Raw genomic sequence first — 25816 nt, forward strand, 5'->3', positions numbered from 1 at the left:
AACTTAAAAATACCAACAGATGTTTAGCAGATTTTTAAAACGGCCAGTACTGGCCATCGTTATTGCTATTGTGATTGTTTTTATGGGCTTATTGTCTATCAATAAATTACCAGTTTCACAATTTCCAGAAATAGCACCTACTACAGTAAATATATTTATAGCTTATCCAGGTTCAAGTGCAGAGGTGCTGGTCAACTCTACACTTATTCCTTTAGAAACAGCCATTAACGGTGTTCAAGACATGAGGTATATCGCTTCTGATGCTACCAGTGCAGGAGAAGCGACTATACGTATTATTTTTGAGCCAGGAACTGATCCTAATGAAGCGGTTGTAAGGGTAAAAACTCGTGTGGATCAAGTCATGCCCTTATTGCCAGAATTAGTGCAGCGGGAAGGAGTTATCATCACTCCAGTGCAACCGAGTATGTTGATGTATGTCAACTTGTTCAGTGATGCAGATAAAAATGATGAAAAATTCCTTTATAATTATTCTTACACTAAAATCATACCTGAGATTCAACGTATTGAAGGAATTGCTAGTGCTCAAATATTGGGAAGCCGTAAGTACGCAATGCGGGTATGGTTAAAACCAGATCGAATGAGAGCCTACAACATCTCTGCCGAAGAAGTTCTACAAGCTATGGACGAGCAAAGTGTCATCGCGAGACCAGGAAGAATAGGGCAAAGCTCTGGGATCGAAGCACAATCTCTGGAATATGTATTGACCTATGAAGGCCGTTATAATAAAGAAGAGCAGTATAAAGAGATCATTATAAAAGCAAATTCTGAAGGAGAAATTCTCAAACTCAAAGATATTGCTGAGGTAGAATTAGGTAGCGAGTTTTTTGATATTTATTCTAATCTAGATGGAAAACCATCTGCTTCTATTGTATTGAAGCAAACTCTAGGAAGTAATGCCAGTGAGGTTATTCAAAAAGTAAAAGATAAATTAAAAGAATTTGAGACCGAATTACCGCCAGGTGTGGCATACAAAATTAGTTATGATGTATCTAATTTTCTAGATGCTTCTATCGAGCAAGTAATTCATACGTTGAGAGATGCTTTTATACTGGTTGCGATAGTGGTATTCCTGTTTCTGGGAGATTGGAGATCCACGCTTATTCCTATTATAGCCGTGCCTATATCTTTAATAGGCGCATTTTTTGTGATGCAATTATTCGGTCTTTCGATAAATTTAATCACCTTATTTGCTCTGGTGCTGGCCATAGGGATAGTAGTAGATGATGCCATTGTTGTGGTAGAAGCCGTCCATGAAAAAATGGAAGAAGAACACTTAAGCCCTTATAAAGCGGTAAAAAAGGTAATCAAGGAAATAGGAGGTGCCATTATCGCCATCACCTTAGTAATGGTTGCCGTTTTTATTCCTATTTCTTTTATGTCAGGTCCAGTAGGAGTGTTTTACAGACAGTTTTCTATAACTATGATTGGAGCTATTTCTATTTCTGCTATTGTTGCTTTGACGCTTACTCCAGTATTGTGTGCTATGATTCTAAAAGACAATCATGGGAAACCTAGAAAAAAATCTTTAGTAGATAAATTTATAGACGGTTTCAACTCCAGATTTGAAAAACTTACCGGTAGATATATCAAATTGTTGAGGCTTATTGTGAATAGAAGAGTGATTACTTTTTCTATTTTGATAGTCTTTTGTGTTGGGATATTTTTCACCAATGAAGTATTGCCTTCTGGCTTTATTCCTAATGAAGATCAAGGAACCATTTATGCGATCATTCAAACGCCGCCTGGAGCTACGCTGGAAAGAACTAATGATGTGGCTCAAAAATTACAAAAGCTATGTTTGGAAGTAGATGGAATAGAATCTGTTTCTTCTCTAGCCGGGTATGAAATTATGACCGAAGGTCGTGGTTCTAATGCAGGAACATGTTTGATCAACTTAAAGTCTTGGTCAGAAAGAGAACACTCTGTTCATGAGATCATGGAAGAGCTGGAAGAGAAAAGTGAAGGATTAGGAGCTGTGATTGAATATTTTGAACCACCAGCAGTTCCAGGTTTTGGCTCTTCAGGAGGTTTTGCAATGCGTTTACTGGACAAGAATAACAGTACCGATTATCAAGAATTTGATAAGGTAAATAAGAATTTCATGACCGCTTTAAGCAAACGAGAAGAGCTAACAGGTGTGTTCACCTTTTTTGCGGCAAACTATCCTCAAATAGACTTGAAGATCAACAATGAGGCGGCAATGCAAAAAGGGGTTTCTATAGGAAAGGCTATGGAAAATCTAAATATATTAATAGGAAGTACCTACGAACAGGGTTTTATACGATTCGGAAGATTTTTTAAAGTGTATACGCAAGCAGGGCCAGAATACCGTAGGCTTCCATCAGATTTAGAGAAACTCTATGTAAAGAATGATACTGGAGAAATGGTACCTTATTCGTCTTTTATGACTTTAGAAAAAAAATTAGGACCTAATGAGATTACCAGATATAATTTATATAATTCTGCCTCGATAAATGGATTGCCAGCCGAAGGTTTTACCAGTGGAGATGCGATAAAAGCCATTCAAGAAGTTGCAGAAGAAACCTTACCTCGTGGTTATGATATCGCATGGGAAGGATTGTCCTATGATGAGGCCGGTAGAGGTAGTGAGTCCATTTATATCTTTGGAATCGTATTGTTATTTGTATATCTAGTTCTAGCAGCACAGTATGAAAGTTTCTTGCTGCCACTAGCCGTTATTTTATCATTACCAGTTGGGATATTTGGTTCCTTCCTATTACTTAAGTTTATGGGGCTAGCAAACGATATCTACGCACAGATAGGTTTGATCATGCTGGTCGGTTTATTGGGTAAAAACGCGGTGCTTATTGTCGAGTTTGCTGTCCAAAAACGAGATCAAGGCGCAACCATTTTTGAAGCAGCTATTCAAGGTGCCAAAATGCGTTTTAGACCTATTTTGATGACGTCTTTTGCATTTATTGCCGGATTGATACCGCTTGTCTTAGCCTCTGGCGCAGGAGCAATAGCAAATAGGACTATAGGTGCATCTGCAATGGGAGGTATGTTATTAGGTACCTTATTAGGTGTTATAGTCATTCCTGGGCTCTATTACATTTTTGCTACCATGGCAGATGGTCGCGGCCTTATCAAGAACGAAACTAGAGTTACCGTTTCTGAAGAATATTATAAATATTCTGAAGAAGGAGATACGACTAGAAAGGAACTTAGTAGGCTTAGAAAGCTTATCAATAAACTCGGTTTAAAAAGTACAACAGACAAAGAATAATATTATGTTTTCATATAAAAATAATTTAATAATAATCGGATTAGTGTTTTTACTTCTTCAATCTTGCGTTCCTACAAGGAACGTAAGAGAGGTAAAAACCCAACTTCCTGAGAGCTACCAACTAGAGCAAGGGGACACTATAACCAGCGCTCATAAAAAATGGAACGACTTCTTTACAGATCCACAACTACATACGCTCATTGAACAAGCCTTGGCAAATAACCAAGAGTTGAACATAATGCTACAGCAAATTGCGGTTTCACAAAATGAAATACAAGCTAGAAAGGGTGAGTATTTACCATTTGTAAATCTGCGTGCTGGTGCTGAGGTGGAAAAAGTAGGTGAGTTTACTAGAAATGGTGCGGTGGAAGAAAACCTTAATATCAGAGAAGGAGATGCTTTTCCAGATCCACTTACCAACTATCAAGTGGGACTTTTTGCATCTTGGGAATTAGATGTTTGGAAAAAATTGCGCAACTCTAAAAAAGCTGCCGTAATGGAATACCTAGCTACTGTAGAAGGTAAAAACTTTATGGTCACTAACTTGGTGGCAGAAATTGCTGGTTCTTATTATGAATTGCTAGCCTTGGATTATGAACTTAAGATTATTAATCAAAACTTAGAAATTCAAGGTGCTTCACTGGAGATTGTAAAGATTCAAAAACAAGCGGCAAGAGCAACAGAGTTAGCCGTAAAACGTTTTGAAGCCGAAGTTTATAAAAACAGGAGTGAGCGATATGATATCAAACAACAAATTGTAGAGGTAGAAAATAAAATTAACTTTTTAATAGGGCAGCAACCTACAGTTGTAATGCGTAGCAATCAGGATTTTATTGAAATTGAAATTGATAGCGTGTCAAAGGGTATTCCTGCTCAACTGCTTCAATACCGACCTGATATACGCCAGGCAGAGCTAGAACTTGCTGCTGCAAAGTTAAATGTACAAGTTGCTCGGGCAAACTTCTATCCCTCCTTTGGTATACGTTCTGGGGTAGGTTTAGAAGCCTTTCAACCTAAATTTTTAACGAGTACACCAAGTTCTTTGTTGTACAGTCTTGCAGGTGACGTGGTCTCTCCGCTAATTAACAGAAATGCAATTAAAGCTGCTTATCATACAGCAAATGACAGACAGCTACAGGCCGTTTTTGAGTATGAAAAAACCATCTTAAACGCTTACATCGAAGTGGCAAATAAACTGTCGGCGATTGAGAATTTGAAAAAAAGTTATGATCTCAAAATCGAGCAAGTAAAATCACTTAATGAATCTATAGATATTTCTAATAAGTTGTTTCAATCTGCAAGAGCAGATTATATGGAAGTATTATTGACACAAAGAGATGCTTTAAATGCAAAAACAGAATTAGTAGAAACTAGAAAAAACCAACTGCTCACAAGGGTAGGAATTTACAAAGCCTTAGGTGGTGGATGGAATTGAAGTTTTGAATACAACAGCAAGGTGGCGATCTTTAAAAATTATTTGATAAGGTGTCTAATTGTTGAAGGTTTCTAAAGTGAATTGGATATCACGTGCTTATATTTTTAGAGAAGAGAAGTCGAAAGGCTTCTCTTTTTTATTAAAAAATCTGTGTATAAAGCTGTTTGTTTGCCTTTTAAACCTTATTCGGTGTCATCAGTCAGCTGTTTTCTATTGGACCATTTGAACCAGGCAATTCCTATAGTTGCAGAAAGTACAGAGGCTGTGATTATTCCCACTTTTGCTATTTGTAACAATCTTTCATCAGTTAATGAGAGCTCTGCGATAAAAATAGACATGGTAAAACCTATACCGGCCATCATGGATACTCCGCCTATGTCACTCCAGTTGGTTCCAGTAGGTAATTTGCCTAAGTTAGATTTTACTACTAAAGCAGAAGCTCCAAAAATACCTATCAATTTACCCAAACAAAGACCTACAATTATTCCAATGCTTATAGGATGTAAAAGCATCCCTAATACATCTCCTTTTAAAGTCACTCCAGCGTTTGATAATGCAAATAATGGAAGTATAAAATAATTAACGAGTGGCTTTATTTTTTGTTCCAAGCGTTGTAAGGGAGAAAGGACTTTTTTACTGTCATTTATTATTTCGGTAACAATACCTACTTGGTTTTCTCTAAGAAGTTGATGATCGGTAAAAGAAGTGTCGTGCAGTTGAGAAGCACTTTCCTTTATTTTTTTAACAAAAGTGGACTCGCTAATAACAGAACGAGCAGGAATACATAAGGCGGCTAGCACCCCAGCTAAGGTGGCGTGCACCCCAGAAAGGAAAAGGGCTACCCACAACCCAAAAACTCCGAATATAAAGTAAAACCATACGTTTCTAATTCCTATAAGGTTTCCTAAAAGCATGATCGAAAAATAAATTCCTGCTGCTAGTAAATTACTCAAATCCAGACCACCACTAAGAAAAAAAGCGATAATTAAAATAGCCCCAATGTCGTCTGCGGTTGCTAGTGCCGTTAAAAATGTTTTTGAACTATCGGACACTCCCTTTCCTGCCAAAGCTAACAAGCCTATTGCAAAGGCAATATCTGTAGCCATTGGGATTCCCCATCCGTTAGCTCCTTCACCATTATAGTTGATGAGTATATAAAGTAGAGCGGGTACCACCATACCACCCAGAGCACTAACTAAAGGTAGCGCAGCTTTTTTCACAGTGGAAAGCTCGCCTACCATAAACTCTCGTTTTACTTCAAGACCTACCATAAAAAAGAAGTAGGCCATCAAAAAGTCATTGATCCAATAATGCAATGATTTAGTTAATTCAGAACCTTCAAATCCTATAGTGAGCTTCAACTCCCATAATTCATGATAGGAGTGAGACCAAGGGGAATTTGCCCAGACCATAGCAATTACTACCATAACCAATAGGATGATTCCTAAGAAAGAGCCTGATGTGAAGAACCCTTGGGTCAACTGAGAAAGTCTCTTGGTGTAATTTTTAATCATTCTAATTCTTTTGATAAGCTCCTAATTTAGGAATTTAGTAGTTAAACTTTCATAAGGTATTCTTAGAATTGTGAGGAAGAGCCATTAAATGTTATAAGTGCTCTATACCATAAGCGATAAAGGAAGTGGATCTCTTCAATTAGTGATGTGGTAGGTATTTGTGATTGTTTCGCTTTCGCGAAAGCGCAACACAACTCTAAAATAACCTAACAACTATTTTATTTAATCTTATACAACCCAGTCAAAGTATTTTGCAGTGATTTGATCTTTATTTTCCAGTATATATTCTTTAAAGGCAATCGCAGCAGGCGATAGCTTTTTCTTCTTCAACCAGATAAGATTCCACTGAGTCTGTATGGGAAGCCCTTTATAGGGAATAACACTGATTTCTCCTTTCTCAACTGCATTTCTAATCCCTATCATAGGCATAATGGAATAGCCTATTCCGGCAATTACCGCTTGTTTAAGGGCTTCATTAGAAGTTAATTCTATCTTTTTATTTGCCAGCAGATTTTTTCCCTGAATAAAATTTTCCATAGCATTTCTAGTGGCAGAGCCTTGTTCTCTGTACAACAAAGGTTCTTCTGAAAAGATCGACTCCTTTTTACCTTTTCTGTTCTTTTCCCTTTCAGAACTGCCTACCAAATACAATTCGTTTTTCATAAGAGGTAAGGTGTCGAGATCAAGATGATCGGGCAACACAGATACTAAAGCAAAATCTACTTTATTCTCTTCGAGATCGTGAATTACAGTTTTTTTATTAGTCACATCCATGGAGAATTCCACACCAGTATGTTCATTTAGAAATCCAGAAAGGAAGAAGGGCATCACGTATTTACCAGTGGAGACAATAGAGAGTTTTAGTTTACCCGCTAGTTTCCCTTGATATTGACTGGTTTTATAATCTATTACCTGCACTTCTTCCAGAATACGTTGGGCAACATCAGCAATCTCATTACCGAAATCGGTCACATAGAGTTGGCGCCCGATCACTTCAGTTAAAGGAATCGGAAACTGATCTTGAAACTTCTTGAGTTGTATGGAGACTGCTGGCTGAGTTAGAAACAAAGCCTCTGAAGCTTTAGTAATGCTGCGCTTCTCTACTATTTGAAGAAATATCTGTAGCTGATGTAAGGTATAATGCATAATTAATTCTTATGTACTTCATTACAAATATAAATAAAAATTAATGAGTGTATGTTCGCATATTTGTATTGTCAATTAAAAATAAGTCAACTAATGTTACAGCAAATCAATACAAGAAGGTCTTCAGAGGGCTCGTTGAGATCAGAAAGTTCATTTAATGTGTTTACTAATATCGATTTGGACCGCATCTCTCAATTCTTGAGGTACATAGGTATTGCAGTTTTAAGTATTGCTTATTTTATTGTGACAGCAGTCTGTTTACTGGAAGATCATCCCATGTCATCTTTTTTAATGATGCCTATGGTAATTGTCCTTTTGGTACTTGCCATCTCAGTTTTATCTAAAATAAAAAATAACAACAAAAATTAACTTATGATGAATACAAGTAAAGAAGTTATGAATAAAGTACAACTTGTAGATGGCATATTTACTGCCTCAGAAGCCTCAGATATCGTAAGCAGTCTGATAGGAGAAAAAATTAATCTCCATAAATTACACAGACTTTCTATGTCTGAAGGTAACATCAACAGCGATACGGGCTATGATGACACTCGTGTAGTGGAACTAACTACCGAGAGAAAGGAATTTAAGGAACTATGCCGTGAAGCCCGACTAATGGGTAAGAAGATTAAAATCAACGGTATTCTAGAAATAGAGATCATCGACTAATTAGTAGTATCCTAAAAACCTTCCATGGATTTACACCTTTTGACAGATAACCTGTCAAATCCAGCGTTGCTATTCTTTATTTTAGGATTATTTGCTTCTCAGGTCAAAAGTGATCTGGAGATTCCTGAAAATTCTTCAAAGTTTATATCTCTTTATTTATTATTTGCCATAGGCTTTAAAGGGGGTCAGGAACTTTCGCACAGCATATTTACAGCTGATATTTATTGGGCTGTTTTTATCGGAATAGGATTAGCCATAACAGTTCCTCTATATACGTTCTTCATTCTCAGGCTTAAATTTTCTATCGAGAATGCAGGTGCGATCGCTGCGGCTTACGGGTCTGTAAGTGCAGTGACTTTTGTTACAGCAATAAGTTATTTAGAAATGGAAGGTATTCCATTCGGTGGTCATATGGTGGCAGTTATGGCACTGATGGAGGCACCTTCTATAATCGTAGGGGTTTTATTAATGAGTTTTTGCTCTAAAGGAGAAGAACGTTCAAAGAGTAAAATATTAGGTCTGGTTAGGCATGCGTTAACTAATGGCAGTGTACTTTTAATTTTAGGAAGCTTGATTATTGGTTACATCGCTAGTGATGAACAAGCCGCTGGAATAAAGCCTTTTACGACTGATCTTTTTAAAGGATTTCTTGCTGTCTTTTTATTAGATATGGGAATCACTAGTGGTAAGAAAATAGGAGTGCTGTTTAAGAAAGGCTGGTTTGCCTTAGTCTTTGCCATTGTTGTGCCGCTTGTAAATGGTTGTGCAGTAGCACTTTTATCCGGTTATGTAATAAGTGAAACTGGTGACCGACTGCTATTATCCATTCTAGCAGCAAGCGCTTCTTATATAGCGGTTCCTGCAGCGATGAGAATTGCAGCTCCTAAAGCTAATCCTAGTCTGTATTTGCCTATGGCGCTCGCCATAACATTTCCTTTAAACATTACGATAGGACTTCCATTGTACTTGTACCTCATACAATAAAATCATTCACGTTTTGTTGAGAACAGATTTTAACTGTTCTTATGTTGTCCTAATTGAAGATATGGGTCTCTGAAAACGAAGCACTTCTAGTGCTCTTGATCTATTGCTTTTGGAGATGGATTTAGAATGCCTTTAATTTCTTCTGTCCAATACGCTATACCTGTTGAGGAAATATCTACGGCATTATTGTTTTTTCCGTAAGGACGAAATTGTTCCATTCGGCCACTAAATAATCCTAAAGTAGGTACGCCTGAGGCACAAGCAAGATGCATGATACCGCTGTCTGCTCCAATAAAAATATTACAAGCCGCCATCACTGAAGCCATCTCTCTTATATCTTTGCTATAAAAAGAAGTCGCTTTAAAATCAATTTGAGAAACATTCTCATAAGGTAAAATTTCTACAATTTGATGGTCAGGAAATGCCACTAATAAATGCTGGTAAAATGTAGACCACCATTCTTTAGAATAACACTTATCGCCCGTAGCAAAAGTGAAAATGGCAATAATATTTTCAGTTTTACCCATTAAAGAAGCTAAAATATCTTTGCCCTTCTGTAGCTCTTCGTCACTGCATTTAATAGCTAACATGGGCACCTCTTTAGTTACCTTTTCAAGGTCCGATCCATATAGAGCAGTACGCATGGCGATTACAGCTTCTTTTGCATGATGAATAGTTTGGGATTTTGTGTTTTCATCATCTTCATATTCATAAATCTTATAAGTAGCAGGAGTAATTTTAGTAAGTAGTTTACCTGATGAAGAGCATTTAACTGTATTGATGACCAAGTCATATTTCTTAAAGGGCATTTTTAACCATATGGATAAATAGCTTAAAATGTTGTCAAATGGTCTTTTGTGAAGAAGTATAAAGTTAGTTACCTTTTTATAGTTTTTAAAAACAATAGGAGCTAGCATTCCTTTAGCTAAAAAGTCGATATGAGCATTAGGAAATGTGGTCGTAATTTCTTGAACAAGTGGAGTGGTCAGTAAGAGGTTTCCCAATCTATGGTTGGGACGTATGATCAATACCTTTTTGATCTTATCCGGTTCTATGTTACGGAGATCTTGTTTCTTTGCGTTGCTGCCTATTTGCCGAGTAATCGATCGAAATAGGACTCTTCTAAATTTATCTATCTTCTTGGGAACCTTCATGGATCAATACTGTTTTTTGTATTTGTAAAGTTGACCGTAATATCGGACAATATTTAAGACAGGTCTAGTATCTATGCCTATAATATCGATTGCGTTTTTATTTATTTTCCTCGATTAGGAAAGCTAAAGGGCCTTCAAACCTCCTAGAAAAAACAAAATCCATGCTTTTTTTAAAGCATGGATTCTGGAGTGATGGTGACTACGACAGGATTCAAACCTGTGACCGCTGGAGCCGAAATCCAGTGCTCTATTCAGCTGAGCTACGTAGCCGTATTAATATTTTCAATTCTTCTCTTCCTTGTCCTGACTTAAAATATTTTTCTCTTTCTCTCGCATCTTCTAGAGATAGAAGTTCTTCTGTGTAAATTAATTTCCATGGTCTGTAACCTTTCGTTGATCTTGTTTTTCCTTGATTATGCCATACCAATCTTTGATTCACATCTTTACTTAATCCTTTGTAAAGTCTGCCGTCCACATCACTACGTATCACATAAACAAAATATTTCATATTTTAAAGTGCTCCCTGCCTGCCGGCAGGCAGGTATTCAGCTGAGCTGCGTAGCCGTATTAATATTTTCAATTCTTCTCTTCCTTGTCCCGACTTAAAATATTTTTCTCTTTCTCTCGCATCTTCTAGAGATAGAAGTTCTTCTGTGTAAATTAATTTCCATGGTCTGTAACCTTTCGTTGATCTTGTTTTTCCTTGATTATGCCATACCAATCTTTGATTTACATCTTTACTTAATCCTTTGTAAAGTCTGCCGTCCACATCACTACGTATCACATAAACAAAATATTTCATATTTTAAAGTGCTCCCTGCCTGCCGGCAGGTATTCAGCTGAGCTGCGTAGCCGATGATATCGCAAAGATAGCAGCCTCTTACTTCTTATCTCTACAAAAGTGATTTTAATATTAAATTTAAAGGCCAAGAAGTGAATAATCAAAATCACTGACTGGCTTTTTAGCTTTTCTCAACATCCATAATCCTTCAGCAGGTGGGATTTCTAAATCTAATGTGCCATTAATTTCATGTTCCATATACCACAAACCGTATATGGCTTTCTTGTCCAAATCTAAATAGCCGTTGTAAGTGATCTCAAAATCGTGTTCTAAGTTCTCTTTAGGGAACCCATCTTCTAATATCACGTCGTTATTTGTATAATGTACCGTTATTGAAACCATATGATGTTCCCAGAAACCATTTAAATTAACAGTTTTTCCTGTTGAGAAAGGTCCTTTTTCTTTGGTATGCTGACCGGTTATTTTGCCGTCTTTAAAATTTAATTGAGCAAACAACTTTACTTTCTCACCAAAAAATGGCAAGGCAAAGCCCAATCCATAAATGTAATAGCCTTCCCAATAACCGTTAAGTTCTTCCATTGATTAGTTTTTTTCCTTCTCAATAACCAAATAATCCAACTCCAGTTTATTAAACTCCTCGTTAAACTTTTTAATCTCAGAATTCAACACTTCATCAAAAATAGCCAGTTGCTTTTCAATCTCCACAGTGAGTTCATTTTTCACTTGGATGCTTTGAGAAGTAGGAGCAAAGTCACCTATTTGTGCAAGGCTATTTAAATGAGCCAGTTTGTTGGTCAATCGTATCGGGAAGTTTAATGGGTCTTGACCGCTGCGGTTTTGAGTTTGGTAGAGTGCTTTTTCCACTTCGCCAAATTTCTTTTTCATCTCCTTAGACATAGCGATCATCTCTTTAACCCCTTGTTCTTCTCTATCCCCATATAAACCTTCAAAAGCATCCAGCTTTTTATTAAAAGAGCGTATATTTTTGATAGACTTATGCGCTTTATCTACCGTAGCGTTGATCTCACTCACAAAGTCAAATTGTGCTTGCATATCTGACTCGCTAGCTTCACTAGTAGGAGTAGAGATAATGTGAATAGGTTGCGATTGCTTTTCGCCATTTACGATAAGTACTACTTTATAAGTTCCTGGTACCGCTTTAGCGCCAGAGAGGTCGGCCCACCACAATATCATTCCTGGTAGTTTTTCAGCACCCTCATAAACCGTATCCCAATTGAAGGAGTTGGCTCCTTTTTTAACTTCCAGCTTATTCTTTTTATCATAAGTGGCATAGGTTTTAATCAGTTCCTCTTTTGAGTCGTAGAACGAAAGTGAGATACTGTCTTTATCGGTTACTTCAGGCAAGTAGTAATGCATTTGTACACCAGCAGGATGATTTGTTCCTTCGGTTAGAGAACCTGCTCTTCCACTTCCAGCCATGCGATAAGCTGTTTTTGGTGCAAAGAGGTGGTTGGTGTTTTGCTTTCGCGAAAGCGTGCTGCTAAAAGCATCCCGAACCAATTCTAAATCATCGTGGATCCATAAACTTCTTCCTTGTGTTGCCACAATCAGGTTGTTGTCTTTTACGGCCAAATCTGTCACTGGAACAATTGGTAAATTCATTTGAAATGATTTCCATGATTTCCCATCATTAGTCGAAATATATAATCCAGTTTCTGTTCCTGCATAAAGCATTCCTTGTACTTGGTCATCTTCACGTACTACTCTGGTAAAATGCTCTGCTGGAATGCCGTCAGTTATCTTTTTCCACGACTTTCCATAATCTGTCGTCTTGTATAAATACGGCGTAAAATCACCTAGTTTATAACTGGTTGCAGCCACATAACAAGTTGCTGCATCATAGCGACTAGGTTCTATACTGTTAATTTGAGCCCATTCTGGTATTCCCTTAGGAGTGATATTATCCCAATTTTTCCCAGCATCTTTAGAAAGGTGGATCAATCCATCATCACTTCCTACCCAAAGTTCGCCAGCGTTCAGCGGACTTTCTGCTGCTGCAAAAATGGTACAGTAGTACTCCACACCTGTATTGTCTTGTGTAATTGGTCCACCACTAGAAACGAGTTTAGTAGGGTCATTTCTTGTTAAATCTGGCGAGATGGTTTCCCAACTTTGACCTTCATTCGTAGTAACGTGAACGTTGTTCGAAAAAGCATAAAGCTTATTTGGTTCATGTTTGGAGAATAAAATAGGGAAGTTCCATTGGAAACGGTATTTCATTCCTTCGGCACCATGTCCCATTGGGTTGTCTGGCCATACATTTACGGCGCGTTGGGATTTAGTTTTGTGATTGTATCGGGTCAAGAAACCGCCATAACTACCACCGTATACGATGTCGTTATTTTTAGGATCTATCGCTATATGTGCGCTTTCTCCACCAGCTGTTTCTTCCCAGTCGCTATCTGAGATACTGCGACCAGTGGTGCGGTGTGGTATTCTAATGGTTCCATTATCTTGTTGTGCCACATAGATGCGGTATGGAAAAGAATCATCTGTAGTGACTCTATAGTATTGTGCGGTAGGTTGATTGTGATAGGTGCTCCAAGTTTCTCCACCGTCATAAGTGATTTGCGCACCACCATCATCACCCATAATCATGCGGTTAGGGTCTTCTGGAGCGATCCATAAATCGTGATGATCGCCATGTGGCGCTCGTGCACTGCTAAAGTTTTTTCCTCCATCAGTACTTTTATGGTAGTTCACGTTAACCACGTATAATTTATCGACATCTTCAGTATCTGCATAAATACGAGAATAATACCAAGCACGTTGTCTTAGACTTCTATCATCATTTGTTTTTTTCCAAGTCAGTCCTGCATCATCACTGCGGTATAAACCGCCTTGTTCTTTATTTTCTACAATAGCATAGACTCTGTCTGAATTTACAGGAGAAACGGTAATCCCCATAATTCCTAGAGTTCCTTTTGCAAAACCTTCATTATTTGAAATTTCCTTCCAAGTCTCCCCATAGTCAGTACTTTTCCATAGCGCACTACCATCACCACCACTAGATAGGCTATAGGGTGTGCGTTGTAATCTCCACGTACTCGCATACAACACCCGCGCATTACTAGGATCGATGATTAAATCTACGGCACCAGCCATATCATTAGCAAACAATGTTTTTCTCCAAGACTTACCTCCATCAGTACTTTTATAAACACCGCGTTCGGCAGTAGGTTTATAGATGTTTCCTAAAACTGCAGCATAAACGGTATGGTGATCGTTTGGATCAATGGCGATACGCGGGACGTGACGGCTTTGAGGTAAACCAGCAGCAGTCCATGTTTTTCCAGCATCTTCTGTCTTCCAGATTCCATAGCCGCTGGATACATTTCCACGTACTGTTTTTTCTCCACCACCTACATAAATCACATTATGATCACTAGGTGCCACACTTACAGCTCCTATAGAGCCGCCAAAAAAACCATCAGAGATATTGCTCCAAGTACGTCCTCCATCCAGTGTTTTCCATACACCTCCACCAGTACTTCCAAAATAGAACAGGTTAGGTTTTCCTGGAACTCCAGTCACCGCAGCACTTCTTCCGCCACGGAAGGGTCCTAGCAATCTGAATTCTTGTGATTCATAGAGTTTTTGCTCTTCTGGGGGTTCTGGTAATTGTTGTAATTCCGCTTTCGTGCGCTGCCCTAAGCTTGTCGAAGGGAAAGCGAGAATAGTAAAAACAAACAGGAGGTAATAAAGCTTATTCATGGTCAGATAATTTTCTCTAAAGATAAAGGATGAATTTGAATTTAGGAAAGGGAAATTTTAGGAACGAGTTTTATAAGATTATTAGGGGTTTTGGTTACAGGCACGATAGTTGATTCTAGAAAATCATTGAAAATATTTTATGAAAAAGTGGCTATTCTTATTTCTTTTGATCCCTATGTTCGGATTTTCACAAGGAAAACTGGATCAAGCCAAACAAAACCTTTCTTCTAGATCCATTTCTTCTAATAGCAGTAGTTCCAGTTCTAGCTCTAATAACAATACCTCCAATAATGCAGGCTTTTTTGAAAGTGTCTTAGCTGATGTTTTTGTAGAGTTATTTTTATTTATCAGCTATAAAGCTCTTTTAGGAGATTTTGAGACCCGTCATTTTACACCTTATCCGTATTACTATACGAATGTTAACGGGCCATACGACTACGGGTTAGAACCAGGAGATAAAAGAAGTTTTATCAACGTTGGCGCAAATTATTTTGCTGGAAACGCTATACATGCTGTAGAGGCTCATGTCAATTATCGATTTGATCCATTTTTAGGTTTGGAGCTATCCCATCGTCATTTTTTTGAAAGTCATCTCGCTGGGAAAGATAACTTAAAGGTGTCCTCTTTGATGCTCAATTACTATCGCATAAGGGAACGATCGTTTAGCGGTTGGTGGGGAATAGGCGCGACATATGTTGGAAATGAAGTGCATACTATAGGTGTTGCTTACCAAGTAGGAGTGGAGGTTTACCCTATCAAACCTATCAGCCTGCAAGCCTCTTTTAAACAATCCTTTATCAATGAAAGCAACATTAATGAACTGAAATTTCACTTAAAATACCACAGAAAGAAGACAGCTTATTATACGGGTTATCAAGATTACTCTTTAGGTGGAGTAAAAGCTACTGGTTTAGTTTTGGGAGTGGAACTTGATTTTTAATAAAAGGAGATAGTCAGTAGTATTTTTTAGGCAGAATGATAAATGTCATTCTTTACTTATAAAGGGTTCCTTATTTTTAAATTCAAATAATGTTGATATGATTGTAACCTTAAACACTAGCGAAAAATCCTTTGTACTTCAAACCAATTATATAGGTCACCTAGGTTATATATACAATAACAAACCCTTTGTGGTACCTATTACCTATTTTTATGACGAAGAACAAAATAATATCATCTGTTACTCCGGTAATGGGCATAAAACAAATGCTTTAAGAAAAACAAATACAGTCTCACTATGTGTTTCTGAAATAAATTCTGTCAATAATTGGAAATCGGTTTTGGTACAAGGCATTTATGAAGAGCATACAGGAAGTGATGCTAAAGCCATACTTCATCAGTTTTCATTAGGAATAAAAAAAATTATCTTAAACCAAGAGCAACGTGATTTAGATTTTATCAATCAGTTTTCCAGTAAGATATATGACGACGACCTTCCCATTGTTTTTACTATTAAAATAGAAGATATTACTGGCAAAAGGAGGGAGTTTCCATCATAGATGCAAGAGCTTATTTGTAGTGTCTATAGCTCCTCTATATGAAATGGATTGTCCAAGCAGGATTAGGAATAGGAGTTTACTTTGTCAACCTTATAACAATCTCAAGTGTTTGGAAACCTCAGCATCTTTAGGTAAGTAAGGCTTTTCTTTAGGCAATATCAATTGGTCCAGTTGGGGTGCTTTTACGTACTGGTACTGCTCCTTTACATAATTAGAAATATCTTCTATCTCGATGATGTCCTCTTGTGAATAGGCAAGGGCTTCCTCTTTACGTATTCCTAATTGAATGGCTCTACGCCCTAATTTTGCTCCATAGGGATCGTGATCTGAATTCCATGGCAACCTGATGCTGGAACTCTTAACTTCTTTTACCATTGCTCTAGGTCTTTATAGATATCGCTTTGATAACTGGAATAGACGGCTTTAGATAAATAACGTTCAAAAGCTTTTCTTTTTAGATGTATGGCAAGTACAACTTCCTGACCCTCTTTTGTTCCCCAACTATTGTGTTACACCATCCAGAGAAAGTTAGGTTTGATCCATGTCATTCTTGTCGGTCTAAATGCACTTCCAAAATATTGATTTTCTGCAGCAAAAAGGCCTATTTCAGGTCGGTAGGATTGGTAAACAATAACTTTTTCGTCATCGTATTGTGCTATGATATGATGACCTTCTTGTGGCCATTCCATCAATTGGTGTTTATAGGAGGCTGTTTTTAGTTTCATTAGTTGATCCGCAAGGGGATATGCTAATTTGGGTGTATTAAGCTTGTGAAAGTTTTGTTTTCGCGCTATGACTGCCCGCAGGAAAGCTTATTTCTTATAAAAATCCCGTTAAAATTCGAAAACATCAGCTTTTTAGGAAAGCTGTTTGTAGGGGATTCTCTAAATCAAATAAAAGTTCGTTATTAAATAATGGACTCCTAGAGTTGTTTCCTCATCCGGTCTATAGATAATTTAGGGGCTACCGGTTTTATGTGCAACTTGGGAGGAGCAATAGGGCCGTCGAGCAGTTTGCTTTGCATTCCTGTAATCGCAAAAAACGGTAAATATCGAAACTTATAGGGTTATGGGTTATTTTGATCCATGTCTCTTAGTACTCTACATTGCCCTTCAATGCTATGAGTAACATTATTTGCGTCTTGATAAGTACCCGCAAAGACGAATTCAAGATAATCACCTATGTTCGTAGGGTTTGGACTAGTAACTTCTGTTATAATGGCACTCATTGTAAAATCTAGAGATAAAGCAAACAAATTACTTGGGGTTCTCTCTATAAAAAAAAATTTTGCAGTAGGGTCGTTATCAGTCGCCCACCCCCAATTGTAAACGGTATTAGGCATAAAAGGACCTGAACTGTCAAAAGTAAAGCTACCTCCTATACGTCGTACCTCTCCAGTATCAGCCGATATTCCGATTGCGTTAATTTCATATCTATCAATGATGCTACTTGTATGTGTCTCTAGATGTCCTTCTGCCTGATAGTCAAAAGTGCGCACTGGTCCGTCATCTATTTTATATTTAAAATATTCTTGAGTATTTCCTGTGGTAGAGGTACCATCATCAGTATTACAGCTTATGGTAATTACCGCTAAGGCTATTATTGCTAGAGTTTTGATTATATTTTTCATAGTTCACTTTGTTTGATTGATGTTTGTTTTTTGATTTAATCCAGTATAACCCCAAATGTTCCCTCGTAATGTCCAATAATTACTTCTCCGTTTTGATTCATAAAGGTGTAATCTGCATCAATGGTGCTAGCTGTAGGATTTGTGTTATCTAGATTTATAGCATGAATAGTAATCGATAAGCCAGAAACACCAGGGGTATTTATAGTTCCAACGTTTTCATTACCAATTCCATATTCTATGTTGTTAATGAAGTAAGCAGGTGTTAAAGAGTCTATCTGACCATTTTCTACAATTACAGAGTCGTTTACACTAGATACGATATAGGTGTTTCCTGATAATGGCCCAGAACTCGATAAACTAGGGTTATCACTCACTTCTATGTTGAGAAATACCCAGCTATTGGTATTTAAAGAGAATAAAAAATCACCACTTGATCCATTTACATTGGCATCGTTATCAAACATCCTTCCATTGGAAAAGAAGAAGCTATAGTTATCAGGGTAACCATCACCTCCTATAATAGGATCATCGTCATCTTCATCAATTTCAAAATAAGCATTAGGCGTTCCATAAAAAACGCTGTTATGTGTAAACCCGTCAGTAGGATTACTAGGGTCAGTTTGCATATCATCGTTTCCATCACAACTTATGGTAGGTATAAGGATCAATAATAAAATCGTCTTGATTGTTTTCATCTTTAAAAGTATTAGTTGATTATGATAGCTGTAGTGGTGATTATCTTTCCTTCATATGCAGTGGATTAGCACTACTTTCTAGATAGCCACTGCACAAGAAAAATTCAAATAAATAGTACATAGAAGTAGGTGCTTAAATTGATAGATTCAAAAATATATGAGGCATTCTTAAGGCATCTTGAGACTACAAAGTATGGGTTTAACCAGTTTGATGAAAAGGTTAATTGATAAAGAGAGGACTTGATTACTTGAAAGTCCCCTTTCAATCTATAACCAATAAATACGTTCAACGCTATTTGATGTTGGAGTGTTTTGATTATTTTTAGAATAAAGTCAAAAACATAGGCTACATCTATGTGAGTTGTCTAAGGTAGCATCATGTGTTTCTCAAGTAAAAAGCAATGTATCAAAAGGGACTAATAGAAAGTATCCTCAAATAAAAGGCTAAGGAGTTTTCCTTTTAAATAAAGGAATTATTACAGATAAAACCTACCCTCATGACCTTTTGAAAACCTTAAAATTAGGCAGTATGTCAGGTGTGAAGAGTCTACAAAAGAGGGTGATGTTTAAACAACATCAAAAGAACTGATCATGCGTTTATTACGAACGACAAGGAGGCCACTGCTATAAATAGCCGTGTAAATAGAGTCTTTTGATCATCAAGTTGCTTTAGATAGATTTAAGTAAGCCACTGATGTTGCAAATATTCAATATGTCTTTATATCTATAGCAGGGATTCTGAAAAACCATTTATTTTAGAGGACGTGCCGAAGAAGATCTTAAGCCTGCTTCCTAAAGGCCATTGGTGAGACACCAACTTGTGTTTTAAAAAATTTAGAAAAATGACTAGGCTCATTATAGCCCAGTTCATAAGAGATTTCTTCAGCACTTTTATCAGAGTACAGCAGCAATCTTTTTGCCTCAGCAGCTATACGCCCATTGATGATTTTCAAGGGAGAGTTCACGTCGTGCTTTTTAAAGAAATTGGAAAGCGTTTTAGGCGATTTAAAAAGCAAGTCTGCGTAGTCAGCCACTTGATGTTTTTCTTTAAAATGTTGTTCTACTAGAATATTAAATTTCCTGATGAGTTCCACCTGTTTTACAGATAGATCTGCCTGATTAGTTTCTAGCTTTATCAACCGAGTTGAGGTGATCAGCATGCGCTTTAAAAGGGTGCGCAACATCTCTCCTTGAATGTGGTCTTTAGTAGCAAACTCTTCTTGGAATAAAACCAACATCGCTTTAAAACTACGCTGATCTTTTTCATTTAATTCAATTACAGGTGCGTTGGAAGAACCGTAAAACAAAAGACCCATACAAGAAACTTCAGAATCGTTGTATTGTATACAGTAGAACTCCCGATTGAATATAAAAGCGATCAAGCCATCATTGTCTTTAGGGATAGCTACCATATTTACAGGCGTACAAAAAAGTACTTGATTCTTTTTGAGAATTATTTCATAGCCATCTATGGTTAAACGCTCCTCACCTTGCGTGCACCATATGATTTTATACAATCCCTTTTCTTGAAGGAGTTCTAGCGAGGGACCACATTGAAAGCTGGTAACCGTAAACCTACCGCCTTCTTTTGTATTATGATGATCTAATTTCATAAGCTAAATGTAGGAAGAATATATAACTTATTTTAAATTAGCTTTAAAACTTCATATCAATACAAAAACAACTTTTAGATGATATTAAAGAGTCGTGATATATCAGGACTTGAGGTGTTTTCTCATGGAGCCTATTCCGCCAGCATTTACTACTTTAAAGCCTTTTGATTTCAATTTTGCAGCGGCGATATTACTTCTTCCTCCCATCGCGCAATAAACAATGACAGGTTTTTCTTTATCAAGACTGCTTAACTTCTGGTCGATCACCTGAACAGGTATATTTTTAGAGCCTTCAATATGACTTCCATTAAATTCTGAGGAGGTACGCACGTCTAATAATAAAGCACCATCCTTCAGGAACTTTTGAATAATTTCTTTTTTCTTGTTTTTAAATAACCCGAACATATTTTTATTTTTAAGACGTTTGTTTTTCTATTACTTACCGGCAAAGTAGTGAAATGTTATGTGAAGCTTACTCAATTTTATGTCGAAAGAAGACCTGAAACAAAAGACTTATAAAATCATCTCATTTTTAATTCTTATTTTAGAATTATGGAAGGAATTATAGGTAATATTTTTATAGGTCTTTTGTTAGGACTGGTGATTAGTTACTTCCTATCAGCAGCAGATAGAGATAAGCAAAACGACAGGCGACAACAAAGATTGCAAGAGCAAAACAGACGGCAACTTCAACGGGATCAAATACTAAAGGAATTAGCTCATAGGCCATCGCAGAGCACATTACCAAAAACGGAAGCGGTTACATTGCTCTATCAATTTGCAGCCAGTAAAAACAACTTTACTTTAAAGGACGTCGAACAGGCCACTAGAGTTCTTCAAAGACATTATGCGCAAACCATCGAAAATGAGTTGGCTTATAAAATAAACTTTCCCGAAAAAGAACTTCTCCGTTTTGAGCCTAAAGAAACGCTACAACTGCTTACGATCATCAATGAAGGTTTGCACAATGCAATCACGCATGCTCAAGCCAGTTTCGTTTTTAGTATTGCATCTGTAGAACATGGAAAATTGAACCTCATCACACACGATAATGGAATAGGTTACGATCGAAAAGAAACCCCAGCTCACAACGGAATTAATAGTATTCAAAGAGCTGTTCAAGATTTAAAAGGAGATTTAAAACTGACAAGTAACATAGGGAACGGTACCATAGTCAATGTAGAAATACCTATTCGATGAAAATGAAATGCATAGGAATAGCTGCAAAATCAGTAGTAAAATAATAAGGTGCTTCACCCTTACAATAGTGTATGTATAAGGGAATTTTATATTTTCTACTAACTTATCAACTCCTCAATCTCCTCAACAAGCAACCACTCATCAGGATAGTGACTTTGAACTTGAATTTTAAGCTTTTCTAATAACGGTTTGTTGATCTTATCCTCTTCTCTGTAATGACGTACCTTCTCGTAAAGTCCTTGAATAGCGACTTGTTCTTTAGTAAAAATGGATTTGCTCGTTTTGACGTCGCTTTCGTGATATACTTGGTCAAAACTGTAATAGTCTGCGGGACCCGCATAAGCACTGGCTATTTCTTTTCCTACGGCAAGATTAAGCATACCATCTGCTGGTGAAAAGAGAATCTCATCCTTATAACTTACCGTACAATCGGTAAACTGAATCAGCATTAATTTTCCATTTACGTTACGTTGACCAGTGACGTTTAACCCTTCTACTTTAATGCCACTTTCATAAGTGAATTCGATACGTTCATTATCATAAAAGTGATAGGCCTGCAAGTCGCGAGGTCCCATATCTTCAATAGCTAGATTGATTCCTTTCAACTTGCCCAGCGGACTTAAAAAACCGTTTTTATGAGTATGACGACCGTGGCTTATCAATTCTTTTTCACGATACGCCAGAGCGCTTTCACCAAAAGTTTGAAAGAAAACAACCTCATTATCATCATTAGTAATCATGCGAGTAAACAAACCACTTACTTGCAGTCCTGTGCTCAGCTCTATAGTTCCTAAAGATTTTGAATCAATGAGTTTTTGCAAACCTCTGTGTCCTCCTTTACGCACGGCCATGGTGTTAGCAAATTCTTCTAATACTTCACTTAGATGCGCAAAATTAGGCGTTACATAAAGATGAGGTTGCTTGCGTGTAATATCAAAATCCTGATAAGCGGCATCAATAGAATAAGATCTTTTTTCAACGCTAGGCTCTAGACAGCTTTTACTTTCTCCTATACTGGATAATAATCCAGCTCCGTATAATTTAGGGTTCTCCAGCGTTCCTACCAGTCCGTATTCTACAGTCCACCAGTGGAGGTTTCTGATAAGCGACATTTCGCTAGGTACTACTTTTTTATTTTGCAGGCGCTCTATTTCAGCTTCTGCTACGGTGATTTCTTTATCTAATTTGGCATCTTTCTTCTCACTTCTCACTTCTTTAAGAATAGAAATTTTACGCACTGCTTCATACATCTCATGGTCGTGTGCGCTAGAAATAGCCTTACTACCTATCTCGCCAAAACGTCTTAAATATTCTGCGTAATCGGGACTTGCAATAATAGGTGCATGCCCAGCCGCTTCATGAATAATATCTGGCGCGGGTGTGTATTCAATATTGTCCACTTTTCTAATATCGGCTGCGATGACGAGTATTTTATAAGCCTGAAATTCCATAAATGCGGCTGGTGGAATAAACCCATCTACGGCAACAGCTGCCCAACCTATTTCTTTTAAAATGCGATTCATTCCATACATGGACGGAATACGATCTATAGAAAGACCTGTTTTCTTTAATCCAGCGAGGTAAGAACCATGAGCCACTTGACTCAAAAATTCCACATTTTTACGCATTACATGACGCCATACGGCTTGATCTTGATAGGTATAAAGCTTGTAGTTTTGCGGCTTTATAAATTGTTTTAAGTGAGGCGGTAATCGCTCTATAAGTGGGTTGATTTCTATATTCTCTAGCATTATAATAGGATAAAGCTCAAAGCTAGGCTAAAACTAATTATTATAATTACAGAACATTGACTTTTAATTAATTTTAAGTAATACCAGATTATGTTGCAAATACGATGACCCGATATAAGTTGTTGACTCTTGTTTTAAAGTAGAAAAGTAACCGGCTACATCTCTTATATTTGCATCTTATGTCTCGCAAAAAACAAATTCTTAAAACGGCTGCTCAACTTTTTAAAGATCGAGGTTATAGCGCTGTTACCATGCGCGACCTGGCTGCTGCTATGGACATGAAAGCGGCCAGTTTGTACAATCATATTTCTGGAAAGCAGGAGATTCTCGCCACCTTGATACTTGAGGTAGCTCAAGAATTTACGACTGGTATGGATGCCGTGGAGGATAATGATCATTCCGCTTTCGCGAAAGCGGAACAGCTCATATTATTACACATAAAAATAGCTCTTGAATACACCAACGCACTTGCCGTTTTAAATACCGACTGGATGCATCTGGAAGGTCAGCAATATCAGGAATACATCAAGCTGAGAAAGAATTATGAACTTGATTTTAAAAAGATTCTAGAAAGCGGTATTGCTTCTGGAGAATTTAAAAAAATGAGCGTGGAGACCATGCTTTTTAACCTCTTAAGTACATTGAGATCTATCTATTTATGGATACCAAAAAAGTCGACCACCGAAGTAATCGACCTTAAAAAAGAGTTGCCTCAGATATTACTTACAGGAATTAGTTGTTAGCTTTTTCCAGCTCTAGAACAGGATAGTCTGTATAACCTTCACGACCTTGAGAGTAGAAGGTATCTTGATTCCAATCTGCTAGTACAGCGTTACATTCAAATCGATGAGGTAAATCCGGATTTGAAATAAATAGCTTTCCAAAAGCAACTAAATCTGCATTTCCTTCTTCTATAACTTTATTTCCAGAGTCGTGATCAAACTGACTGTTGATCATAAGATTCCCTTTATAAATGGGTCTGTAATGTTTTGCAATATGACTTTCTAAAAATTTGACATCACTCACATTTGTAAAAGGTTCTGATAAATGAACATAAGCAAGATTGTGATCGTTCAAGCGATGGATGAGGTAATCAAAAAACGGAATCGTATCTGGAGTGCCATGAATTCCAAAAACACCATTCAAAGACGGGTTTAAACGACAGCCGATTCTGTTTTCTGGAAAAGATTCTTTTATAGCCTCAAGGATTTCAAAAAAGAATCGAGCTTTGTTTTCAGGACTACCGCCGTATTGGTCGGTTCTTAAATTAGATTGATTGTTGAAGAATTGATGTATCAGATAACCATTAGAACTGTGAATTTCTACACCGTCAAAACCTGCTTTTTTTGCATTTGCAGCGGCTTGACCAAACTCTTTAACCGTTTGATGAATTTCTTCCATAGTCATGGCATGCGGTGTAACAGTTTGTTTCTTTTCACCTAGTGCATTTCTATGTTCTATTTCTGGATTCACGGCACTTGGTGCCCATGGCAGCTCTCCGTTATGATAATCTGGTAAAGAAGTACGACCTACGTGCCACAGCTGCAAGAATATTTTACCAGCTTCGTTATGCACACTGTCGACTACTTTAGTCCATCCTTGAACTTGTGCGTCATTAAAAATCCCAGCCACAAATGGGTAACCTCTTGCTTTTTCTGAAACCTCACTACCTTCCGTAATAATCAACCCTGCTCCAGCACGTTGTGTATAATAATCTACATGCTTATCATCTGGTGCTTGATGTTCGTTTGTTGCTCTACATCTTGTAAGTGGAGCCATAACGACTCTGTTTTTTAACTCTACAGCTCCGATGGTTATGGGCTTTAATAGAGGTTGTTTGTTACTCATAATTTTCTTTTGTTCAAAGATATTGTAGGTACAAGTAAATAGAGTCAAGTCTGCGTTAATTGGGTTTTCTTTATAGTAAAGGCTTATTAAGACAATTTTAAAATAAGCTATTCTTGGAAAATAAGCTGTATCGCAATCCTATGGACAGCGTAAGAAAATGATCTTTATCATAAAGCTCTTGTATTTGAGGACTACTGTCTATTTCATAATAGAGTTGACGAGATTCAATGTCTATAAAACTAGAAAGACTATTGTTGAACTGATAGCTTATGCTAGCGCCGATAATGATCATGTCAGCGTTTTCTTCAAATTCCTTGCTTTGGTAGTTCGTTTGCTGTTTTAACTTAATATCAGCATATCTTATATGTGGTGATATTGCCCATACCTCTTTTAATTGAATTAGATAACCTATTCCTATAAAGGTTCCTCTCAAATTTGTTTGTTCCACTAAACCAGAAACTTCACTATCTAAGTTTTTATGAGAGCTATTAAACATACCTACACCTAATTGAAAAGATTTATAAAATTGCCAGTCTGCCTGAAGATTAAAACCCAATGCAGGCGAGTCTGCGCTAGAAATATAACTTTCACCTAAAGTAAAGTCTGTTTGAAAACCTGCTTTAAAATGAAACTGTTGTTTTATTTCTGAATAATTCAGTTTTGTGTTAAGTGAATCTCCAACTTTTTGAGCAATGGAATGATGGCTGAATAGAAAGAGACTAATAATTAATAGTAAATACCGCATTTTCTTGATTTATTAAAAACAATTGTTCTTGTTCGTTACCATCTATTTCATATAACAATCGTATTTGGGTGTCTATGAGCGCATCGTGATTTGTGGTCATTGTGTTTATTCCATCCTCTTTAAATTGA

The 25816-nt window shown here is 37.1% G+C and carries 23 protein-coding genes, 1 tRNA gene and 1 pseudogene; 9 read left to right on the forward strand and 16 right to left on the reverse strand.

What is annotated here, in order from left to right; translation table 11 throughout:
• The first annotated feature begins 19 nt into the window (after positions 1-19).
• Both F0365_RS08315 and F0365_RS08320 read left to right on the forward strand, forming a co-directional pair.
• Positions 20-3268 carry an efflux RND transporter permease subunit gene (locus F0365_RS08315; RefSeq protein WP_169933272.1) on the forward strand — a complete coding sequence of 1083 codons (3249 nt, stop codon included), beginning with the start codon at positions 20-22 and terminating at the stop codon, positions 3266-3268.
• Between the two features lie 4 nt (positions 3269-3272).
• Complete coding sequence (locus F0365_RS08320) at positions 3273-4703, forward strand: TolC family protein (RefSeq protein WP_169933273.1); 1431 nt, start codon at positions 3273-3275, stop codon at positions 4701-4703.
• A 182-nt stretch (positions 4704-4885) separates the two neighbouring features.
• Here the strand turns inward: F0365_RS08320 and nhaA are convergent, their stop codons facing one another.
• Both nhaA and F0365_RS08330 read right to left on the reverse strand, forming a co-directional pair.
• Positions 4886-6217, reverse strand: coding sequence for a Na+/H+ antiporter NhaA (gene nhaA, locus F0365_RS08325; protein WP_169933274.1), 1332 nt, complete (start codon positions 6215-6217; stop codon positions 4886-4888).
• A gap of 228 nt (positions 6218-6445) precedes the next feature.
• Positions 6446-7363: a LysR family transcriptional regulator gene (locus F0365_RS08330; protein ID WP_169933275.1), complete on the reverse strand. Its 918-nt coding sequence runs from the start codon at positions 7361-7363 to the stop codon at positions 6446-6448.
• A gap of 93 nt (positions 7364-7456) precedes the next feature.
• Here F0365_RS08330 and F0365_RS08335 point away from each other — a divergent pair, with 93 nt between their 5' ends.
• Genes F0365_RS08335 through F0365_RS08345 form a run of 3 tightly spaced genes read left to right on the forward strand, consistent with a single transcriptional unit; the run spans position 7457 to position 9016 of the window.
• Positions 7457-7732: a hypothetical protein gene (locus tag F0365_RS08335; RefSeq protein ID WP_169933276.1), complete on the forward strand. Its 276-nt coding sequence runs from the start codon at positions 7457-7459 to the stop codon at positions 7730-7732.
• Positions 7733-7735: 3 nt separating this feature from the next.
• The gene (locus tag F0365_RS08340) at positions 7736-8032 is read left to right on the forward strand and encodes a hypothetical protein (RefSeq protein WP_240961574.1); all 297 of its coding nucleotides are present in this window, start codon (positions 7736-7738) and stop codon (positions 8030-8032) included.
• Positions 8033-8056: 24 nt separating this feature from the next.
• On the forward strand, positions 8057-9016 hold the full coding sequence (locus F0365_RS08345) for a sodium-dependent bicarbonate transport family permease (RefSeq protein WP_169933277.1): 960 nt from the start codon (positions 8057-8059) through the stop codon (positions 9014-9016).
• An 86-nt stretch (positions 9017-9102) separates the two neighbouring features.
• On the opposite strand, the gene F0365_RS08350 is transcribed toward F0365_RS08345, so the two are convergent.
• From F0365_RS08350 to F0365_RS08375, 6 genes are all read right to left on the reverse strand, one after another.
• Positions 9103-10170: a glycosyltransferase family 9 protein gene (locus F0365_RS08350; protein ID WP_169933278.1), complete on the reverse strand. Its 1068-nt coding sequence runs from the start codon at positions 10168-10170 to the stop codon at positions 9103-9105.
• Positions 10171-10363: 193 nt separating this feature from the next.
• Positions 10364-10440: transfer RNA gene (locus tag F0365_RS08355), tRNA-Arg, on the reverse strand.
• Positions 10418-10678 carry a GIY-YIG nuclease family protein gene (locus F0365_RS08360; protein ID WP_169933279.1) on the reverse strand — a complete coding sequence of 87 codons (261 nt, stop codon included), beginning with the start codon at positions 10676-10678 and terminating at the stop codon, positions 10418-10420. Before F0365_RS08360 ends, F0365_RS08355 begins: the two co-directional genes overlap by 23 nt.
• Before the next feature lie 3 nt (positions 10679-10681).
• Positions 10682-10972, reverse strand: a complete 291-nt coding sequence (locus F0365_RS08365; RefSeq protein WP_169933280.1) for a GIY-YIG nuclease family protein — start codon at positions 10970-10972, stop codon at positions 10682-10684.
• A 117-nt stretch (positions 10973-11089) separates the two neighbouring features.
• Positions 11090-11551, reverse strand: a complete 462-nt coding sequence (locus F0365_RS08370; protein ID WP_169933281.1) for a hypothetical protein — start codon at positions 11549-11551, stop codon at positions 11090-11092.
• A gap of 3 nt (positions 11552-11554) precedes the next feature.
• Positions 11555-14707 (reverse strand): WD40/YVTN/BNR-like repeat-containing protein, encoded by a 3153-nt coding sequence (locus tag F0365_RS08375; protein ID WP_169933282.1) that lies wholly within the window; start codon positions 14705-14707, stop codon positions 11555-11557.
• Positions 14708-14846: 139 nt separating this feature from the next.
• Here F0365_RS08375 and F0365_RS08380 point away from each other — a divergent pair, with 139 nt between their 5' ends.
• Both F0365_RS08380 and F0365_RS08385 read left to right on the forward strand, forming a co-directional pair.
• Positions 14847-15647, forward strand: coding sequence for a hypothetical protein (locus F0365_RS08380; RefSeq protein ID WP_169933283.1), 801 nt, complete (start codon positions 14847-14849; stop codon positions 15645-15647).
• Positions 15648-15744: 97 nt separating this feature from the next.
• Positions 15745-16206, forward strand: a complete 462-nt coding sequence (locus F0365_RS08385) for a pyridoxamine 5'-phosphate oxidase family protein (protein ID WP_169933284.1) — start codon at positions 15745-15747, stop codon at positions 16204-16206.
• 90 nt (positions 16207-16296) lie between these two features.
• Here the strand turns inward: F0365_RS08385 and F0365_RS16785 are convergent.
• The 5 genes and pseudogenes from F0365_RS16785 to F0365_RS08410 form a co-directional block, all read right to left on the reverse strand.
• Positions 16297-16931: pseudogene (locus F0365_RS16785) on the reverse strand (DUF4291 domain-containing protein).
• Positions 16932-17272: 341 nt separating this feature from the next.
• Positions 17273-17836, reverse strand: a complete 564-nt coding sequence (locus F0365_RS08395; protein WP_169933285.1) for a hypothetical protein — start codon at positions 17834-17836, stop codon at positions 17273-17275.
• A gap of 35 nt (positions 17837-17871) precedes the next feature.
• Positions 17872-18531 carry a hypothetical protein gene (locus F0365_RS08400; RefSeq protein ID WP_169933286.1) on the reverse strand — a complete coding sequence of 220 codons (660 nt, stop codon included), beginning with the start codon at positions 18529-18531 and terminating at the stop codon, positions 17872-17874.
• Positions 18532-19310: 779 nt separating this feature from the next.
• Positions 19311-20144: a helix-turn-helix domain-containing protein gene (locus F0365_RS08405; RefSeq protein ID WP_169933287.1), complete on the reverse strand. Its 834-nt coding sequence runs from the start codon at positions 20142-20144 to the stop codon at positions 19311-19313.
• A gap of 102 nt (positions 20145-20246) precedes the next feature.
• Positions 20247-20549, reverse strand: coding sequence for a rhodanese-like domain-containing protein (locus tag F0365_RS08410; RefSeq protein ID WP_169933288.1), 303 nt, complete (start codon positions 20547-20549; stop codon positions 20247-20249).
• A gap of 147 nt (positions 20550-20696) precedes the next feature.
• On the opposite strand from F0365_RS08410, the gene F0365_RS08415 reads away from it, so the two are divergent.
• Positions 20697-21344 carry a sensor histidine kinase gene (locus F0365_RS08415; RefSeq protein WP_169933289.1) on the forward strand — a complete coding sequence of 216 codons (648 nt, stop codon included), beginning with the start codon at positions 20697-20699 and terminating at the stop codon, positions 21342-21344.
• A 98-nt stretch (positions 21345-21442) separates the two neighbouring features.
• On the opposite strand, the gene F0365_RS08420 is transcribed toward F0365_RS08415, so the two are convergent.
• Positions 21443-23095, reverse strand: coding sequence for an aromatic amino acid hydroxylase (locus F0365_RS08420; protein ID WP_169933290.1), 1653 nt, complete (start codon positions 23093-23095; stop codon positions 21443-21445).
• 179 nt (positions 23096-23274) lie between these two features.
• Between F0365_RS08420 and F0365_RS08425 the strand changes: the two genes are divergently transcribed.
• The gene (locus tag F0365_RS08425) at positions 23275-23838 is read left to right on the forward strand and encodes a TetR/AcrR family transcriptional regulator (protein ID WP_169933291.1); all 564 of its coding nucleotides are present in this window, start codon (positions 23275-23277) and stop codon (positions 23836-23838) included.
• Here F0365_RS08425 and F0365_RS08430 read toward each other — a convergent pair.
• Positions 23828-24943: an alkene reductase gene (locus F0365_RS08430; RefSeq protein WP_169933292.1), complete on the reverse strand. Its 1116-nt coding sequence runs from the start codon at positions 24941-24943 to the stop codon at positions 23828-23830. The genes F0365_RS08425 and F0365_RS08430 overlap by 11 nt on opposite strands.
• 97 nt (positions 24944-25040) lie before the next feature.
• Complete coding sequence (locus F0365_RS08435) at positions 25041-25688, reverse strand: hypothetical protein (protein ID WP_169933293.1); 648 nt, start codon at positions 25686-25688, stop codon at positions 25041-25043.
• Between the last annotated feature and the right edge of the window lie 128 nt (positions 25689-25816).

Source organism: Nonlabens sp. Ci31 (assembly GCF_012974865.1).
Taxonomy (GTDB): domain Bacteria; phylum Bacteroidota; class Bacteroidia; order Flavobacteriales; family Flavobacteriaceae; genus Nonlabens.